The sequence below is a fragment of the Gordonia sp. McavH-238-E genome (assembly GCF_022348225.1).
Classification (GTDB): Bacteria; Actinomycetota; Actinomycetes; order Mycobacteriales; family Mycobacteriaceae; genus Gordonia; species Gordonia terrae.
In genome coordinates, this window is the sequence record NZ_JAKRFE010000016.1 from 95,875 (window position 1) to 115,876 (window position 20,002).

General features: G+C 70.4%; 2 protein-coding genes and 1 pseudogene. 2 read left to right on the forward strand and 1 reads right to left on the reverse strand.

What is annotated here, in order from left to right; all coding sequences use genetic code 11:
* Positions 1-78 precede the first annotated feature (78 nt).
* A complete protein-coding gene (locus MHN80_RS21320; protein WP_239403563.1) occupies positions 79-18,450 on the forward strand; it encodes an amino acid adenylation domain-containing protein in 18,372 nt (6,123 codons plus the stop codon).
* Positions 18,447-19,502, forward strand: a complete 1,056-nt coding sequence (locus tag MHN80_RS21325) for a hypothetical protein (RefSeq protein WP_239403564.1) — start codon at positions 18,447-18,449, stop codon at positions 19,500-19,502. The genes MHN80_RS21320 and MHN80_RS21325 overlap by 4 nt, the downstream gene beginning before the upstream one ends.
* A gap of 173 nt (positions 19,503-19,675) precedes the next feature.
* Here the strand turns inward: MHN80_RS21325 and MHN80_RS21330 are convergent.
* Positions 19,676-19,882 (reverse strand): annotated as a pseudogene (locus MHN80_RS21330) (HNH endonuclease); the annotation flags it as partial.
* Between the last annotated feature and the right edge of the window lie 120 nt (positions 19,883-20,002).

Here is a 20,002-nt window from a genome sequence, read left to right on the forward strand (position 1 = left end):
GTCCCGTGGTCTGCGGGGTCCGCCCGGGTCGTCCCGAACCCCGGACGAGTGCGATCGACACGAACGCATGGAGGCCACGTGACCATCTCCGACAAGGACATCGTCAACCCGCCCGCGGGGCCATCGACCCGGCCACCGGCCGCCGCCCCGACGAGACCGGGGGACGGCATCGACTCGTTGCCGCTGTCCGCCGCGCAGCGGGGGATCTGGTTCGCTCAGCACCTCGCGGGTGATCTGCCGATCTCGGTGGCGCAATACGTCGACATCGACGGCGCACTGGACACCGAGTTGCTGGCCACGGTCTGCCGGACCACGGGGCGGGAATTCGGATCGGGACACCTGCGCTTGACCGTCGTCGACGGCGAACCACGACAGTACGTCGCCGCACAGGGCGCCCCGGTGCGCACCGTGGACCTCCGGGACGAGCCCGATCCGATCGCCACCGCTCATCGAATGATGGTGCGCGACTACACCACACCGCTCGATCTGCTGGCGGATCACCTGATGACGAGCATCGTCTACCGCGTCGGGGACGAGCACTACATCTGGTACCTCCGCGCCCATCACATCGCGCTCGACGGGTTCGCCGCCGTCACGATGGTCCGGCGCATCACCGAGTTGTACAACGCCGCCGTTCGCGGCGACCCGGCGCCGCCGTCGACGGCGAGCGACATCGCCGACATCGTCGACCAGGATGCGTCGTACCCGGGGTCGACTCGTCACGACAACGATCGGAAGTACTGGAGCGAGCACCTCGAGGGCGCTCCGCCGGTCGTCACGCTCGCCGGCCGGCACGGCAAGCCGACCCTGCACCCGATCCTGGTGAGCGCGCCGATTCCGGAGGGCACGGCACAGCGCCTCGACGCCGCCGCGCATGAGGGAGGCGGAGTCACCCCGGTGATCGTCGCGGCCTTCGCCGCGTACCTCGCGCGGATGACGGGAAGCGCCGAGGTGCTCCTCAGCCTGCCGGTGTCCGGTCGGCACTCGGCCGTGCTGCGCAGGTCCGGCGGCATGGTGGCGAATGTGGTGCCGCTGCGCGTCCCGGTCGCGGGGCGCACCCTCGGCGGCGTGGTGACCTCCGTGCAGGGGGAATTGCTGAGCGCCCTGCGCCGCCAGCGGTACCGCCAGGAGGACATCTTCGCCGACATGGGGATGGCCCGCGACGAGTCGGCCTCCTTCGGGCCCGCGGTGAATCTCATGATGGTCGACAGCGAGGTCGTCCTGGGTGGGGTCACCGGGCGCCTGCACGTCCTGACGTCCGGCCCGACGTCCGATCTGTTCGTCAACATCTACCCGGGTGCGGGCAAGAGCAGCACACACATCGACCTGCAGGGCAATCCGAACATCTACACACCCGACGAGCTCACCGCGCACCACCGCCGGTTCCTGATGTTCCTGCACGAGTTCCTCGGCGGGGCGCCCGGCGACCACGTGGGACGACTTCCATTGCTCGACGAGCAGGAGCGCTCGGCGTTGCTCCCGGTCCGTGGCGCCGACCCCGCAGCGCCGCGGGTGCTGGCCGATGTCCTCGCCGATACGGTTGCGCGGCACCGAGAGTCAATCGCGATCTGCGCCTCGGGGCGGAGCATGACCTACCGCGAACTCGACGCCGCCTCGTCGCGGCTCGCGCGTCGGTTGCTCGCCGCCGGTTGCGAGCCCGAGACCTCGGTGGCCATCCTGCTGCCACGATCCCTGGGCACCGTCGTGGCCGTCTGGGCGATCGCGAAGACCGGGGCCGCGATCGTCCAGGTGGATCCGGAATACCCGCGCAAGCGGATCGAGCACATCGTCGCCGACAGCGGTGCCCGGGCTGCGATCACCGTCGACGACCTCGCCGATCGAGTGCCGCCGGCGGCGGTCCGGATCGACCTCGGTGACCTGTCGACGGACACCGACCCCGGCGACCACGACGGGGCAGACGACGGCGACTTCGCAACGCGTCCACGACTCGAGAACGTCGCGTACATGACCTACACGTCCGGTTCGACCGGCGTGCCGAAGGGCGTGCAGGTCACCCATGCCGGTCTGGCGAGTCTCGTCGCCGACCGGACCGACGCGTACGGCCTCGGACCGGACTCACGGGTGTCCTATGCGCTGTCCCCGAGTTTCGATGCGTCGATGGAACAACTCCTGACCTGCTTCGCGGCCGGCGCCGCCTTGGTCATCGTCCCGCCGGAGGTCATCGGCGGGGAGCGGCTCACACGGCTGCTTTCCGACGAGCGCGTGACCCACCTGACCCTGACCCCGGCGATGCTGGCGACCGTCGAGCCGGAACCGCTGGCGGGACTGCAGACGGTCGTCGTCGGGGGCGACAGATGCGCGCCGCATGTCGTCGAACGGTGGACGCGATCGGCGACGATGATCAACGAGTACGGGCCGACCGAGGCGACGATCACGGCCGCGAGTTCGGTGGTCGAAACCGACGGCGATGTCACCGTCGGGGGCCCCATCCGCGGGACCTCGGTGATGGTCCTCGACCACGCGCTCCAGCCGGTGCCGGTGGGGACGGCGGGCGAGCTGTACCTCGCCGGCCCCGGTCTGGCGCGCGGATACGCGCACCTCTCCGGTCAGACCGCGGCTCGTTTCGTCGCCCATCCGAATGGCGCCCCGGGCGAACGGATGTACCGGACCGGCGATCTCGCGCGTTGGGTCGGTGCGTCGGCGTCGCCGTCGCTGGAGTTGCTGGGTCGCACCGACTTCCAGCTGAAGATCCGTGGGTACCGGATCGAGCCCGGCGAGATCGATGCCGCCCTCACCGGCCACGCCCAGGTGGAACAGTCCGTCACCGTGCCGGTGCGCAATCATGCGGGCACGACCGTGCTGGCGTCGTATGTGGTGCCGGCGGCGGGGCCGCGGCCCGAGCCGGCGGAGCTGGAGCGGTTCGCGCGTGACTGTCTGCCACCGCACCTGGTCCCGGCCGTGATCACGACGCTCGACGCCCTGCCGCTGAACCCGTTCGGCAAGGTCGACCGGCGTGCCCTCCCCGCACCGGTGTTCGCCGCCGCCCGGTCTGGGCGACCGCCGTCCACGCCCAGGGAATATCAACTGGCGCAGCTCTTCTCGGACGTCCTGGGAGTTGCGGGGGTGGGTGCCGACGACAGCTTCTTCGTTCTCGGCGGTGACAGCATCCTCTCGATCCAGCTCGTGGCGCGGGCGAAGGCGAGCGGCCTGGCGTTCACGACCCAGGACGTGTTCGAGCACAAAACCGTTGCGGCACTTGCCGCGATGGCGTCCGAGGTCGCCGACGACGCCGGGTTGCGCGAGCTGCCCGGCGGTGCCATCGGGTCTCTGCCGCTGTCGCCGATCATGCACGCGATGCTCGACCGTGGTCCCATCGACCGCTTCGGACAGGCGGCGCTGGTCGAACTCCCGGACACCGTCGGGCGCGACGAGCTGGTCCGCACGCTGACCGCCGTCCTGGATCGGCACGACATCCTTCGCGCCGTACTCGTCGACGATCTGGCGGACCAGCCGCACGTGGTCGTCCGGCCGCCCGGCGCGGTCGACGCGGACGAGGTGCTGGAGCACACGTGGCTCGAACAGCGGGGTGCCGAGGAGATCGACCGGCACCTCCAGGCCGCGGCCGACCGGCTCGACCCGCGTGCCGGCGTGCTGGTGAGGTTCGTCTGGTTGCAGGACCGCGAGCACTCCGCGCCCGACCTGATGTGGCTGGTCATCCACCACCTGGCCGTCGACGGCGTCTCCTGGCGCATCATCCTCGCCGACCTGGTCACGGCCTGGCATCAGATCCGGGAGGGGGACGTGCCGAACCTCGGCCTGCCGACGACCTCGGTGCGGCGCTGGGTCCACGGCCTCGTCGAGCAGGCTCCGTCGCGTGCCGCGGCCGAACTCGACCGATGGACGGGGGTCGTCGCACCGGCGGACCGGTTGCTCGGTCGTCGCGCACTCGACCCGGATCGCGACATCGTCGCCACCGCCGGCCGGCTCCGGATGCGGATTCCGGCGGATGTGACCGAGGCGGTCCTCACCACCATCCCCGCGCGGTTCCACGGCGGTGCCAACGATCCGCTGCTGGCGGCCCTCGCCCTCGCTCTCGCGCAGTGGCGCCGCAGGCACGGCCAGACCGACGGCAGCGAACTGATCGCCCTCGAAGGTCACGGTCGCGAAGAGGCCGCGGTACCCGGCGCGGACCTCACCTCGACGGTGGGCTGGTTCACCGCACGCTTCCCGGTCCGGCTCGAGCTGCAGGGCGTCGACCTCGAGGACGCCTTCACCGGCGGTGCGTCGGCGGGGCTGGCGATCAAGCAGATCAAGGAACAGCTCCGGGCCGCGCCCGATCACGGGATCGGTTACGGACTGGTCCGGTACCTCGATCCGACCGGCCGCGACGTCTTGGGAGACCGGCCCGAACCCCAGATCAGCCTCAACTATCTGGGCCGGATGGGGACCGGCGAACACTCCGGCCCGTGGATGCCGGCGCGCGGATTCGACGCGCTGGCAGGTACCGGCGACCCGTGGATGGCGTTGCCCGCCCTCATCGACATCAACGCGATCGCCGAACCGGGCCCGGCCGGCGCCGAACTCGACGTCGGCTGGGAGTACGCCTCGCTGGTGCTCGACCGGGTCGACGTCGAAGAACTGGCCGCGCTGTGGGCGCAGGCGCTCAAGGGTCTCGCCCAACACGTCCGGTCCGGGACGGCCGGCGGTCACACGCCGTCGGACTTCCCCTTGGTCTCGGTCAGTCAGGCCGACATCGATCGCTGGGCGGTGGCCCACCCGTCGATGGTCGACGTGTGGCCGCTCACCGCGCTGCAGTCCGGCCTGTTGTTCCACGCGACCTACGACGACGCCGCCGACGGCTACACCGTGCAGGCCGAATTGCGACTGGGCGGGCGCCTGCGACCCGAACGGATGCGACGGGCCGCGCAGGCGTTGATCGATCGGCACGACAGTCTCCGCGTCGCGTTCGTCGAGACCGGCGCCGGGCCACGCCAGATCCTCCTCGACGACGTGGCCGTCGACTGGTCGGACTCCGACCTCACCGGCATCGGCGACGCCGACGACCGAGACCGGGCACTGCGGCGGCTCATCGCCGAGTCGGCCGGGCCCTTCGACCTGGCACACCCGCCCCTGCTGCGTTTCCGGCTCGCGCGGGTCGCATGTGGCGACACCGCCGACACCGTCGGCACATCGGACACCGCCGACACCGTCGGCACATCAGACACCGACGAGTACGTGCTGTCGATCACCAACCACCACATCGTGCTCGACGGCTGGTCGATGCCGGTACTCATCTCCGAGCTGTTGCGCCTGTACCTGACCGACGGCGGGAAGGCCGGCGACACCGGACTCCCGGGTCCTCGGACGTTCCGGGACTACCTGCAGTGGCTGCACACCCGCGACCACGATGCGACGACGCGCGCGTGGCAGGAGACCCTCGCCGGCATCGAGAGTCCGACGCGACTCACCGGAGTGCCGGAACGGGGCACCACCGGCGAGATCGGCGAGACCTGCCTCGAACTCGACAGGGCGACGACGGAGGCGATCGCGGGACTCGCACGCGCCCACGGCGTCACCGCCAATACCTCGATCCAGGTGGCGTGGGCCCTGCTGCTCTCGATCATGACCGGCCGGTCCGACGTCGTGTTCGGCAACACGGTGTCCGATCGTCCCGCCTCGATCCCGGGCATCGAGCAGATGATCGGATTGTTCATCAACACCCTGCCGGTGCGGATCCGGCTCCGCCCGGACGAGCGCGTCGTCGATCTCCTGACGCGGGCCCAGTCCGAGCAGGCGGCGATGCTCGACCACCGCGACATCGGCCTGGCCGAGCTCCAGCGGGTGACCGGGGTGGCCGACATGTTCGACACCGCCACGGTGCTGGAGTCCTACCCCCTCGATCCGGACGAGATCAACCGCATGCTCGCCGACGCGGGCCTGCGATGGAACGGTCTCGCCGCGCACGACGCCACCCCGTATCCGGTGAGCCTCCAGGTCACGCCGCCCCGGCCGGGAAGCTCGGACCGTTCGGCCACCGATCAGCCCGGTACCTATGAACTTCTGCTGAAGTACGCCGTGGACCGGCTCGACGCGGAGTCCGCAGACGTGCTGCTCGAGCGGTTCGTGCTCCTGCTGCGGCAGATCGTCGCCGAACCCGGCCGCACGGTCGCCGCGCTGGCCTCGTGCTGGGACACCGAACGCGCCGCCCTGTGTCCGATCGAGGGGCCACCCCCGGTGTCAGCGCGCGTGCTCCGGGACATCCTCGCCGACACCGCACGCCGGCACCCCGAGGCGCCCGCCGTGCGCGCCGACGGCGCGACCATGACCTACCGCGAACTCGCGGACCGCAGCGACCGACTCGCCGCCGACCTCGCCGCCCGCGGCGCCGGCCCGGAAAACTCGGTGGCGCTGGCGGTCCCGCGATCGGCCGCGCTCATCGTGGCGATCTGGGCGGTCGCGCGGACCGGGGCGGCCTTCGTCGCCGTCGACCCGGGCAATCCCGCCTATCGCATCGCCGAACTGCTCGCCGATGCGCGATCCACCATCGGGGTGACCGTCGACGCCGTCGTGCCGAACCTCCCGGACACGGTCGAGTGGCTGACCCTCGTCGGCCCCGGCTCGCTCCCGCTGGGCGACGACACCGCACTGCCGGACCGGCCGGTCGACCCCCGCCCGCTCCGGCCGGACAACGCGGCCTACCTCATCTTCACCTCCGGCTCCACCGGCCGGCCCAAGGCCGTCCACATCACCCATCGCGGTCTCGCCGATCGGGTCGTCGAATACGCGGAATCGTTCGCGGTGCACCAGGATTCGACGATCCTGCAGGTCGCCTCGCCGGGGTTCGACGCCTGTGTCTCGGAAGTGCTGGTCGCGCACAGTGCCGGCGCGTGCCTGGTCGTCGCGCCGCCCGAGGTCTACGGCGGCTCCGATCTCGAGGACCTGCTGCGGATCGAGCGGGTCTCCCACGCGATCATCACGCCGACGGTGCTCAACACGATGGACCCGTCCCGACTGCCGGCGCTGCGGATCATCGCGGTGGTCGGCGAGGCGACGGGTGCGGACATCGTGAACCGGTGGTCGCCGGGGCGTCGGCTGATGAATCACTACGGCCCCACCGAGAGCACGATCTGGGCGACCGGCGCCGACGACCTCCGGCCCGGTGAGCCGGTGACGATCGGGGAGCCGATCCGAGGCGTCTCGGCGTTCGTGCTCGACACCTGGCTGCGTCCGGTGCCCGTCGGTGTGGTCGGCGAACTCTATCTCGGTGGTCCCGGACTCGCGCGCGGCTACTTCGACCGCCCGGGCGTCAGCGCGGCGCGGTTCGTCGCCGACCCACTGCGGGCCCCGGGAGAACGCCTGTATCGCACCGGCGATGCCGTGCGGTGGGTGCGCGTGGACGACGCCTTGCGGCTGGAGTACCTGGGCCGCAACGACCAGCAGGTGAAGGTCCACGGCCTGCGGATCGAGACCGGGGACATCGACGCCCACCTCGTGCGCAACGCCGGTGTCGCCCAGGCAGCCACGGTGCTCCAGCGCGGACATTCGGGCCGTCCGGTCATCGTGTCCTACGTCGTCGGGACGCCCGACGAGACGCTGGACGTGCACGGACTGCATGACGATCTCGCGAACACGTTGCCGCAGTATATGGTTCCCGCGGCGATCATCGAACTGGAGTCGATGCCCGTCACCCGATCCGGCAAGGTCGACACGAAAGCGCTGCGGCAGTGCGACTTCCGCGCCGAGAGCGGGGGCGGGCGAGCGCCGGGGACACCGACGGAGCGGATCATCGCCGCTCTGTTCGCCGAGGTGTTGCAGCTCGAGGACGTCACCGCCGACGACAATTTCTTCACGCTCGGCGGCGACAGCATCGTCTCGATGCAGCTGGTCGCGGCAGCGAAGGCGGCCGGCCTGTCCATCACCCCCCGTGCGGTCTTCGAGGCGAAGACCGTCGCCGCCCTTGCCGCCGTCGCGACCGGAATCGGCGACACCGGCACGGGAAGCGAGGCGAACGGGCCGGACACCGACGTCCTGTCGACGGGTGTGGGCGCCGAAGTCGATGTCGCACATTCGGGGTCGCACCTCGAGCAGCTGCCGCACGGCGACCTCGAGAGCCTGCGACGGCGGTACCCGGCGCTCACGGATGTGTGGCCGCTGTCGCCGACGCAGTCGGGGATCCACTTCCACTCGACGCTCGATCCCGACTCCGTGGACGACTACACCGTGCAATCGACGATCGCCCTGTCCGGTCGGCTCGACGTGGAGTTGCTGCGCCGCGCCGCTCAGGCCGTCGTGGACCGGCACGACATCCTGCGGACGGCTTTCGTCCAGACGTCGCAGGGCCCCCGGCAGATCGTCGTCGGCGATGTCGGGGTTCGTTTCCGGAGCGTCGATCTCACCGCGGTCGAGGACCGGGGAGCGGCGCGTCGGATCGCCGCCGACGAGGCCGGAGCGGGTTTCGATCTCGCCGAGCCGTCCCTCATCCGATTCACTGTCGTGCGACTCGACACCGACCGCTACGCGGTCCATGTCACCAACCACCACGTGATCCTCGACGGCTGGTCGATGCCGCTGTTGCTCGGCGAACTCCTGCAGTACTACGGAGATCCGGCGCAGATCGGCGTGGCCGGCCCGGCGTCGTCGTACCGGAACTACCTCGCGTGGCTCGACGCGCAGGATCACGACGCCTCGACGGCCGCGTGGGCGCACGCCTACGCCGACGTCGACGGACCCACCCGGGTGACCAGGAGCGGCCTCGCGATGAGTGGGGTCGCGGCCGGCGAGATCATCGCCGAACTCCCCGAGCAGGAGTACGCGCGCCTGCGGTCGGCGGTCGCGGATTCCGCCGTGACCGTCGGCACCGCCCTCTCGGCGGCCTGGGCCCTCGTCCTGCGGACCCTCACCGGTGACACCGACGTGGTGCTGGGCTCCGCCGTGGCCGGGCGACCGCCGGAGCTGCCCGGCGTCGAACGGGCGTTGGGCATGTTCCTCAGCACCGCGCCGATCCGGGTCCGTCTCGATCCGTCGATGTCGTTGCGTGACCTGCTGGTTCACGTGCAGGACGCGAACGCGCTGGTTCTCGACCACCACTATGTCGGACTCCCGGCCATCCACCGCGCGGTGGGACGGTCGGATCTGTTCGACACCGCGCTGGCCTTCCAGTCGTTCCCACTGCGCGAGGAGGCGTTGCAACAGCTCGTCACCTCGGCCGGTCTGCACGTCGACGGCATCACCGGACTCGACGCCACGCCGTACCCGCTGAGCGTCGTCGTGGCGCCGAAGATCGACAGCGGCGAGGGCGAGCCGGGGCTCAGCGTCACGGTGCGGTTCCATCGCGACGAGTTCGACGAGACCCGCGCGCGTGAGATCGCCGACCACTTCGTGGAATGCCTGGCCCGGATCGCCGACGGGCCCGGTGTACGGCTCGGCGACCTCCGTCATGCGGGGCCGGCCGGTGTCGGTCGGACCGACGAGTCGGCGCCACCGGCAACCCTTCTCGACATCCTCACCGCCGCGACCGGGCAGAATCCGGATGCGATCGCGGTGACCTGTGGGCAGACGTCGATGTCGTATCGAGCGCTCGACGCGGAGTCCGACCGGGTGGCCCGACAGATCCTGCGGCGCACGACGGATCGCCTCGTGGCGTGCGCTCTGCCACGATCCGTCGAGGCGGCGATCGCAATCTGGGCGGCGGCGAAGGCGGGAGTACCCTTCCTGCCGTTGGATCCGAACCTGCCCGCCGAACGCATCGAGTTCGTGCTGGCCGATTCGCGCGCCGGGCTGGGGATCACGATCGGCGCATGCCGGGCGGGGCTGCCCGACAGCATCGACTGGATCGTTCTCGACGGGCCGCACTCGTCTCCTCGTGCGCGCGTCAGACCCGCCGACCCGATCACCGATGACGAACGGAGCGGCCCGATCCGGGTCGCCGACACCGCCTACGTGATCTACACGTCGGGGTCCACCGGTACGCCCAAGGGCGTGGTGGTGTCCCATCGCGGACTGGCACAGGTCGTCGCGGCCCAGCGCGCGGTCCTCGGCGTCGACCACCGGTCGACCGTGCTCCAGGTGGCATCGCCCAGCTTCGACGCCTTCGTGTTCGAACTGTTGATGGCGCACGGGTCCGGCGGGCGGCTGGCCGTGTCGCCGCCGGAGGTCTACGGCGGGCCCGACCTCGCGAATCTGATCCGGCGCGAGAACATCTCCCATGCGGTGCTGACACCGTCGGCCCTGGCCACCGTGCCGTCCGAAGGTCTCGACAGCCTTCGTGTGCTGGCCACCGCGGGTGAGCCCGTGGGGCACGAGTTGGTGTGGCGTTGGGCCGGCGGCCGGAGCATGGTCAACCTCTACGGACCGACCGAGTCCACGATCTGGGCCACCGCGAGCGCACCGTTGGGCGTGGCCGGTCCGATCACGATCGGAACCGCGGTGGGACCCGTCGGCACGGTGGTACTCGACTCGTGGATGCGCCCGGTCCCGCAGGGCGTTGTCGGCGAGTTGTACCTTGTCGGCCCCGGGTTGGCCGACGGCTACGTCGGGCGTGCCGCGACGACGGCCGTGCGTTTCGTGCCCTGCCCGGCCGACGTACCCGGCGCCCGGATGTACCGGACGGGCGATCTCGTCCGGATCACCCGATCCGGTGAACTGGAATATCTGGGACGCAACGACTTCCAGGTGAAGGTGCGCGGTACACGAGTCGAGGTGGGCGAGATCGACGCGCGCCTCGGGTCCCGCGTGGACGTCGCCTACGCCGTGACCGTCCCGCATGGGGGGAACGGAGCGCCGCAGTGCCTGGTGTCGTACGTGACCGCCGCGCCGGGGGTGTCGCTGTCCGGGGACGAACTCCGCGCATCCCTGGAGCAGACGCTGCCCGCGTACATGGTTCCCGCCGCGGTCGTCGTCCTCGACGAGATCCCGCTCACCCCGACCGGCAAGCTCGATCGGCGTCGGCTGCCCGAACCGGTCTTCGCCGCTCGGGAGTTCCGCGCACCGTCCAACCGAGCCGAGTCGGCGGTGGCCGCCGTGTTCGAGGAGGTCCTCGGAGTGCCGCGGGTGGGCGCCGACGACGACTTCTTCGCCCTGGGCGGTGACTCGCTGAGCGCATCGGTGGTGACCGCGCGGCTGGGAGCTGTCCTCGGGGTGCGGATCCCACTTCGATCGGTGTTCCGATCGCCCGGCGTTGCGGCCCTGGCCGAGTCGGTCGGATCGCTGGGCGACGACCGGCGCGCACCGCTGGCGGCTTCCGAACGCCCGGAGAGACTTCCGTTGTCGCTCGCGCAACAGCGGATGTGGTTCCTGAACCGGATGGAGCCCGAGTCGCCGGCCTACAACATCCCGGTGGTCCTCGAACTGACGGGGCGACTGGACCTCGCCGCACTCGAGCGGGCGCTCGGCGACGTGGTCCGACGGCACGAGGTACTGCGGACGATCTATCCCGAGATCGACGGTGACCCGTGGCAACTCATCCTCGACGAGGCCCCGGTGACCGTGGAGACCCGCCGGGTGCCGGCGACCGAGGTCGAGGACGTCGTCGCCGGATTCGTGCGCCGCGGATTCGACGTGACCACGTCGGTGCCGATGCGCGTGGCAGTGGTCGCGGTGGATGATCCGGACGAGCGGGGTCGAGACCACCGGCGGACGACCGACGGACGCTTCCTGCTCGTACTCGTGGTCCATCACATCGCCGGTGACGGACAGTCGATGGCACCGCTGGCGCAGGATGTGATGACGTCCTACGCCGCTCGGCTCGGCGGCGCGGAACCGGCCTGGGAACCGCTCGCGGTCCAGTACGCCGATTACGCCCTGTGGCAACGCCAGATGCTGGGACGCGACGATGACCCGGCATCGATGATGCACGCCCAGCTGGACTTCTGGCGCGCGACCATGGCCGGTGCACCGGACGTCCTCGATCTGCCCACCGACCGGCCGCGCCCGCCGGTGGCGACCCTGGCCGGCGGTCAGGTGCCGGTGGCGATCGATGCTCGGCTCCACGAGCAACTGCTGGCCCTCGCCCGCTCACACGGCGCGTCGTTGTTCATGGTCCTGCATGCCGCGCTCGCGACGGTCCTCGGCCGGTTGAGCGGGGTCGACGACGTCGTGATCGGCGCACCTGTGGCCGGGCGCGGCGAACCGGATCTGGAGCCGCTCGTCGGCATGTTCGTGAACACGCTCGCGCTCCGGACCGATCTCGACGCGGCGGAGTCGTTCGCCGGGTTGCTCGACCGTGTGCGTGACGTCGACCTGGACGCCTTCGAGCACTCCGACGTCCCGTTCGAGCGGATCGTGTCCGAGCTCAATCCGCAACGGTCCACCGCCCACCATCCGCTGTTCCAGGTCGCCCTGGCGTTCCAGAACCTGTCCGGCGTCGACGTCGAACTGCCGGACCTACACGTGTCCCGTGCGCGGGCCGACACCGGTATCTGTCAGTTCGACCTCCAGCTGGTCGTGGCCGAGTCGTACTCGGACAACGGTGCGGCACAGGGGATCGCCGGCACGATGATGTTCGCCCGCGACCTCTTCGACCCCGCGACCGTCGCGGGATTCGTTCGTCGGCTCGAGTTCGTGCTCGACGCGATCGTCACCGACGCGTCGACGCCCGTCGGTGACATCGACTGGCTCGGTGACGACGAGCGCACCGAACTGCTCACGGTCGTCGGATCGGGTGCGGCGGCGGAGCCGACCCTGCTGCCGGAGGTCTTCGCGGCCGCCGTCGACGCCGATCCCGACGGCGCGGCGGTGATCGCCGGCGACGTCGAGGTGTCCTACGGTGAGCTCGATCGCCGCTCGAGTCGACTGGCCAGGCAGCTGATCCGGAGCGGAGCGGCACCGGAACGACCGGTGGTGGTGGCCGTCGAGCGGTCGGTCGACTCAGTGGTGGCATGGTGGGCGGTCGTGAAGTCGGGTGCCCCCTACGTCCCGGTGGATCCCCACTACCCGGCTGCACGGATCGACCAGATGGTGACCGATTCGGTTGCGCCACTCGGTATCACGACGCGTGAGTCGCTCCCTGCGCTGCCCGATGCGCTCGAGTGGGTGGTGCTCGACGACCCCGCGACCGCCGCCGAGATCGAGGAACTGCCGTCCTCGCCGATCGCGCAGTCCGACCGGGTGTGCCCGGTCCGACCGGCGAACATCGCGTGGGTCGTCTTCACCTCCGGCTCGACCGGCGTGCCGAAGGGTGTCGCCGTCTCACACGCCGGCGTCGCGGACTATCTCGCCACGCTGCACGTGGACCGAGCGGCCGGAACCTCCTCGCGGGTCCTGCATTTCGCCTCCCCGTCGTTCGACGCCTCGCTGCTGGAGATCCTGCTCGCAGTGAGTGCCGCGGCCGCGCTGGTGGTCGCGCCCACCGGGATGCGTGGCGGTCGCGAACTGGCGGATCTCCTCCGTCGGCATCGCGTCTCGCACGCGTTCGTCACGCCGGCCGCGCTGGCATCGGTGGACCCGGACGGTCTCGATGATCTGCGGGTCGTGTTCTCGGGCGGTGACGAGGTGCCCACCGATCTGGTGAGCCGGTGGGTGGGTGCCAGTCGTGCCGGCGGCCGACAGTTCCGCGTGCTGTACGGCCCGACCGAGACCACCATCGTGGCCACCGCCACGGCCGGATTGCAGGTGGGGGAGCGTTCGACGATCGGCTCGGCACTTGCCGGAATGCAGACACTCGTACTCGACCCGCGTCTGCAGCCCGTGCCGGACGGGGTCGCCGGGGAACTGTACCTGTCCGGACCCGCGCTGGCGCGCGGCTACCTGAACCGTCCCGGGGTGTCGGCGGCGCGGTTCGTCGCCCATCCCTTCGGACGGACGGGAGAACGCGCGTACCGGACCGGCGACCTCGTTCGCCGGAACCGCGAGGGGATGCTCGAGTTCCTGGGACGCAACGACTTCCAGGTGAAGGTCCACGGCTTCCGGGTCGAGCTCGGGGAGATCGACACCGCCTTGGCCGAACTGGCCGCGGTGGCCTTCGCCGTCACCGTTCCCCGACACGACGCCGGTATCGGCATGCGCCTGGTGTCCTATGTGGTGCCTGCGCCCGGTGTCGCCCTGACCGGCGAGAAGTTGCGAGCCGGGCTCGGCGAGGTCCTGCCGTCGTACATGGTCCCGGCCGCGGTGGTGGTCCTCGACGAGATCCCGTTGACGCCGAGCGGGAAACTCGACCGGCGTGCCCTTCCCGCGCCCATCGTCACCACCCGGACCTTCCGCGCACCCGCCACACCGGTCGAGGAGATCGTCGCAGGGGTGTACGCCGACGTCCTGTCCATCGACGCCGCGGTCGGTGCCGATGACGACTTCTTCGACCTGGGTGGGAACAGTCTGGCCGCGACCCGCGTCGTGGCGAGAATCGGTGCGGCGCTGGACACGACGATCCCGGTCTCACTGATCTTCGAGGCATCCACGGTGACGCGACTGGCGGCGCGCGCCGAATCCCACGCCGACACGGGCCGGGTCGGCCTGGTGGCACACGCTCGTCCGGAACGGGTTCCGCTGTCCTACGCCCAGCAACGCATGTGGTTCCTCAATCGGATCGAACCCGACTCGTCGGCGTACAGCATCCCCATCGTGGTGCGGCTGTCCGGCGATCTCGACGTCGACGCGCTCCACCGGGCGATCGGCGACGTCATCGACCGTCACGAGATCCTGCGCACCGTCTACCCCTTCGTCGAGGGGGAACCGGCCCAGGTGATCCTGCCGGCCGAGGCCGACATCGTCCCGATGGAGGTCGCCCGGGTCGCCGAAACCGAGGTGGACCAGGCGATCGCGGACCTGATCGGGACGCCGTTCGACCTGACCGTCCAGGCGTCGACGCGGATCGTGCTCTTCGAACTCGGCGCCGACGAGTGGGTGCTCGCCGTCGTGCTGCACCACATCGGCGGCGACGGCTCGTCGTTGACGCCCCTGGCGCGCGACATCATGTCGGCCTATGTCGCGCGAGTGCAGGGGGAGGCGCCCGGGTGGATGCCGCTCCCGGTGCAATATGCCGACTACGCGATCTGGCAGCGGGCGGTCCTTGGCTCGGAGTCGGACCCGGACTCGCTGTTGCGTGCGCAGATCGACTACTGGGCGGAACAGTTGGCCGACACGCCCCCGCTGCTCGAACTACCCACCGACCGGCCCCGCCCGGCCACCCAGTCCTACGCCGGGGATTCCGTCGGTCTGACCGTCGACGCCGAACTGCACGCCGGGCTGCAACGGGTGGCCCGCGCGCACAACACGACCCTGTTCATGGTCGTCCACGCCGCGCTGGCCGCCCTGCTCGCCCGACTCGCCGCGACCGACGACGTCGCCGTCGGCACCCCGTATGCCGGCCGCGGGGAACGCGATCTCGACGACCTGATCGGGATGTTCGTCAACACCCTCGTGCTGCGCACGAGGGTGCGAAGCGGGATGTCGTTCGCGCAGTTGATCGATGACGTGCGCGACACCGACCTCGCGGCATTCGGTCACGCCGACGTCCCGTTCGAGCGGCTCGTCTCCGAACTCAATCCGGTCCGCTCCGACGCCCACAACCCGCTGTTCCAGGTGATGCTCGCGTTCCAGAACATCTCGACCACCGACATCGAACTGCCCGAACTGTCGGTGCGGGCCGTCGAGCCGGACACCGGGCTGGCCCTGTTCGACCTGCAGGTGACGGTGGCCGACGCCTATGACCCGGACGGCACGCCTGCGGGCATCGCCGGGGGGGTCACCTTCGCGTCCGACCTCTTCGACCGGTCGACCGTGGAGCGCTTCGTCGACCGGTTGGTGGGGATGCTCGAGGCGATGACGACCGACCCCGACGGCGCCGTCCACGACGTCGACCTGCTCGACGACGCCGAACGACATGCCGCACTCCGGGGTTCGAATGCGTCGGCGCACGATGTGGATTCCGCCGAGAACCTCGCCTCGATGTTCGCGGCGGCTGCCGCGGCGCACGCCGAGGAGACCGCGGTGATCTCGGGGGCGGTCACGCAGAGCTACGCCGAGTTCGCCGGTCGGGTGAATCGACTGGCCCGCTGGATGATCGCACAGGGAGTGGGCCCGGATTCGCTGGTCGCCCTCCGCATGCGGCGCTCGCTCGATCAGGTGACGGCGATGTACGCGGTGCACGCCGCGGGCGGTGGTTACGTGCCGATCGACCCGGATCATCCGGCCGAACGGATCGACTACATGATCGAGTGCGCCCAGCCGGTGTTGGTCCTGTCGTCACTCGACTCCGTGGACCTGACGGGGTTCGACGACTCGCCGCTGACGGACGACATGCGGACCGGACCACTGAACCCGGATGCTCTTGCCTATGTCCTGTTCACGTCCGGCTCCACAGGGCGTCCCAAAGGCGTTGCGGTGTCGCATCGCTCGGTGGTCAACCAGGTGCGCTGGATCAGTGCCGAGTACGGGCTGAACCCGGCGGACGTGGTGCTGCAGAAGACTCCTGCGACCTTCGACGTGTCGGTGTGGGAACTGTTCGCGACATTGGCCGTGGGTGCCCGTCTGGTCATCGCGCGACCGGACGGCCACACCGATCCGCGATATCTGGCCGAGGTCATGTCCGCCCATCGGGTCACGATCACCTCGTTCGTGCCGTCGATGCTGGCGGTGTTCGCCGATGCCCTGCCCGTCGGTTGGGCGACGTCGCTGCGGACCCTGCTCGTGGCGGGCGAGGCGTTCGGGCCCGACGTGGTGGACGCCGCCCGCCGCGCGCTGCCGGGAGTGGAGATGTACAACCTCTACGGACCGACGGAGTTCACCGTGCACGCGACGTCGTCCGTGGTGGGGACGGCCGCCGACGGGGCGGTGCCGATGGGGGTACCGGTGTGGAATTCCCGCGCGTACGTGCTGGATTCGCGGATGCGCCCGGTGCCGCCGGGGGTGACCGGCGACCTGTATCTGTCCGGGACACAGGTGGCTCGGGGTTACCACGGACGCCCGGGTCTCACCGCCGACCGTTTCGTGGCCGACCCGTTCGTCGACGGCGCCCGGATGTATCGCACCGGCGACCTGGTGCGTCGACGCCGAACCGGTGAGCTCGAGTATCTGGGACGCAGCGACTTCCAGGTCAAGCTACGTGGGCTCCGGATCGAACTCGGCGAGATCGAGGCGGTGTTCGCCGGGCATCCGGATGTCGCCCGCGCCGCGGCCGCGGTCACCTCGACGGACACGGTCGACTATCTCACCGTCTACCTGGTGCCGGTCGGGTCGGACCGCGACGGGGCGGGATCGGTGGACACCGCCGAGGTCGTCGCCTTCGCGTCGGCGGCGCTACCGGGATACATGATGCCGAACGCGGTGATGGTGCTCGACTCGCTGCCGTTCACCGCGTCGGGCAAGCTCGACCGCGCGCGGTTGCCGGAGCCGCCCCGCGACGCCTCCGGGTTCCGCGCACCCTCGTCGTGGCTCGAGACCGAGATCGCGCGGACGTTCGAGCACGTGCTCGGCGTGCCCAGGGTCGGGGCCGACGACGACTTCTACGCCCTCGGGGGCAATTCGCTGAGGTCGGTGCAGGTGGTCAACGATCTGGAGACCGAGTTGCACGTCGAGATCCCGATCCGGTGGATGCTGTCCGATTCGAGCCCGGCCGACCTGGCCCGGCGGATCGAGGCCGGTATGCGCAACGGGTTCGATGCCGACCACGCTGCCGCGACCGGGCCGGGTGGCCCGGGGTCACGCGGCGTGGGGCTCGATGTCCTGCTCCCGATTCGTCCGGAGGGCGAGCAGGCGCCGCTGTTCTGCATCCATCCCGCATCCGGACTGTCCTGGTGCTACCAGACGTTGAGCCGGCAGATCCCGGCCGGCCGGCCGGTCTATGGACTGCAGGCGCCCCAGATCGGCGGCGAGGTGCCCGGTCCGGCCACGATGTCCGAGATCGCACGCAGGTACTTCGACGAGATCCGGTCGGTGCAGTCCGAGGGCCCGTACCACCTGCTGGGCTGGTCGCTGGGTGGGGTGATCGCACATGCGGTCGCGGCCGAGATGCGGGCGGCCGGTCACGAGGTCGCCCTGCTGGCGATGCTCGACACAGAGGCCGACGGCGTCGACACCTCGGCGATCACCACGGTCACGGCGGGCGAGCTGATCAGCAATCTCGGACCGGTGCTCGGCATCGACTTCGTGAGTTCGGACGCGACCGCCGAACGCGCTGCCGAACAGATCGCCGAGCGTCTCGGGGACGGGCTCGGCATCGACGCCGCGACGATCGAGCGGCTGACCGACGCCTACAACCTGCTCATCCGTGCGACCGGTGATTGGCATCCGCCGGTCGTCGAGACCGACGTGCTCTACTTCACCGCCGTGCGCGATCGGCGGCCGGACGCGGTGGGTGCCGACGGGTGGGGTCCATACGTCCGGGGGAGCATCACGAATGTCGACGTCGACACCCACCATCTGGGGATGACCGAGAACGAGGCGATCGCGCGGATCGCAGCGGTCCTCGACAACCATCTGACGTCCGAAAGTGCCTCGCAGCAGGCCCGTTCGGGGTTAGCGTTTTCTCACGATGATCGGTTCACCATCAAGAAATGAGGTCGTCCATGGACAAGATCGGCAAATCCGGCGCACACCGGTGCCCACGCCCGCGCGGTCGCCGCCCGGCCGGGGCCTTGCTCGGCTGCGCATTGGCCGCATCGCTCACCGTGACGGCCCCGGCCGTCGCCCAGGCGGCCGCGCCCGGTGTCGCCCTACCGGTCCCGGTGGTTCCGTCGTCGTCGACGCCGGGAGGAGAGGTGCTGCCCGGCAACGCCTTCCGGGTCGCGCACGTCGACGCCGCGTTGGTGTCGGACGCCGGCCCGGTCGTGGTCGGCCAGTGGCCGGAGGCGCCCTCGGTCGTCCCGTCGCCGCGGCACCTACGGCCGCTCGGCCAGGTGATGGTGCCGGTCGCGGCCGATGCCGGTGACCGGGTCCGGGTCGGCAACCTCGATCTGACCCGGCCGAGCGCGTTGTCGCCGGAGCTGGCGGCCCAGATCACGGCGGGGTCCGGTGAGATCGTCCGGGGCATCTCGGATGTGTTGCGGAGCAACGGTGTTCCGGCTGCCCGCGCGGACCGGGTGGCCGAACAGATGGTTGGTGACGCCGCAGTGGGCGGCGTCATCGGCGCCGGGGTGGCCGCGCCCCTCGCCCTCGCGGTCGGTGGCGTTGTGGGCGGTGGACTCGGTCTGCTCTTCGGAATCCCGTTCCTGCCCACCGGACTCGTCGTCGGGCCAGTGGTGGGGACGGCCTTGGTCGCCACCCTGGTCGCGCTGCCCGCGGTCGCGGCGGGTGTCGCGATCGGCGCCGCGCACGGCTACGACAAGGGCTGGAAGGTCCCGGTCGGCGGGCCTCGGCACCTGCGCGCGGACACCACCGAGGTGTCGGCCGAACGGGTCGTCGTCCCACATCAGGCGAAGCATGCGGCGCCCGCGCCTGCCGTTGTCCCCGAGGTCGCCGCACCCGTCGTCCGGCAGGTGGCCCCGACTCCTGCGGTGAAGCGGGTCGAACCCACGCGGACCGTCGGGAGTGGTCCGGCGGACTGCTCGATCGTGCGCAAGGTGGAGGTGGCGCTGCAGGGCGGTGCGATCGGAACCTGTCAGGCAGGGTGACCGGCGCGACAACGACCACGCCGAAGGACTGCGCCGCAACGATCTGCGTTCCCGCTCGATGGTGCGAGCGGGAACGCGGACCGGGCCCGTTTCACTGTGGAGTTGTCAAGGTACGAGCGCGGTCCCGAGTAAGGCCCGGGTGCGGAAGGTGCTGCGCTATAGGTGTGTTGCGGTCAGGCGGCGTTGTCGAGTCGCATGGTGCGTCGGTTGTAGGCGGGTAGGGGTTTGCGGTGTGGGTCGATCGAGGCGGGTGGGATGAGCCAGGGGTGGCGGTCGTAGCCGAGGATGATGTCCCAGCCGTGGTGGTGGACTTGGGTGTGGCAGCGTTGGCAGAGCAGGCAGCCGTTGTCGAGGTCGGTGCGTCCGCCGTCGGCCCAGTTGGTGTCGGCCCCGGGCGTAGTGGCTGCGATTGCTCGCAGGCTATTTCCCGGGGCCGCACCGCCGAACCGGACGTGCGGCTTTCACCGCATCCGGCTCTCCATAGGTCACGCTGGGATGGC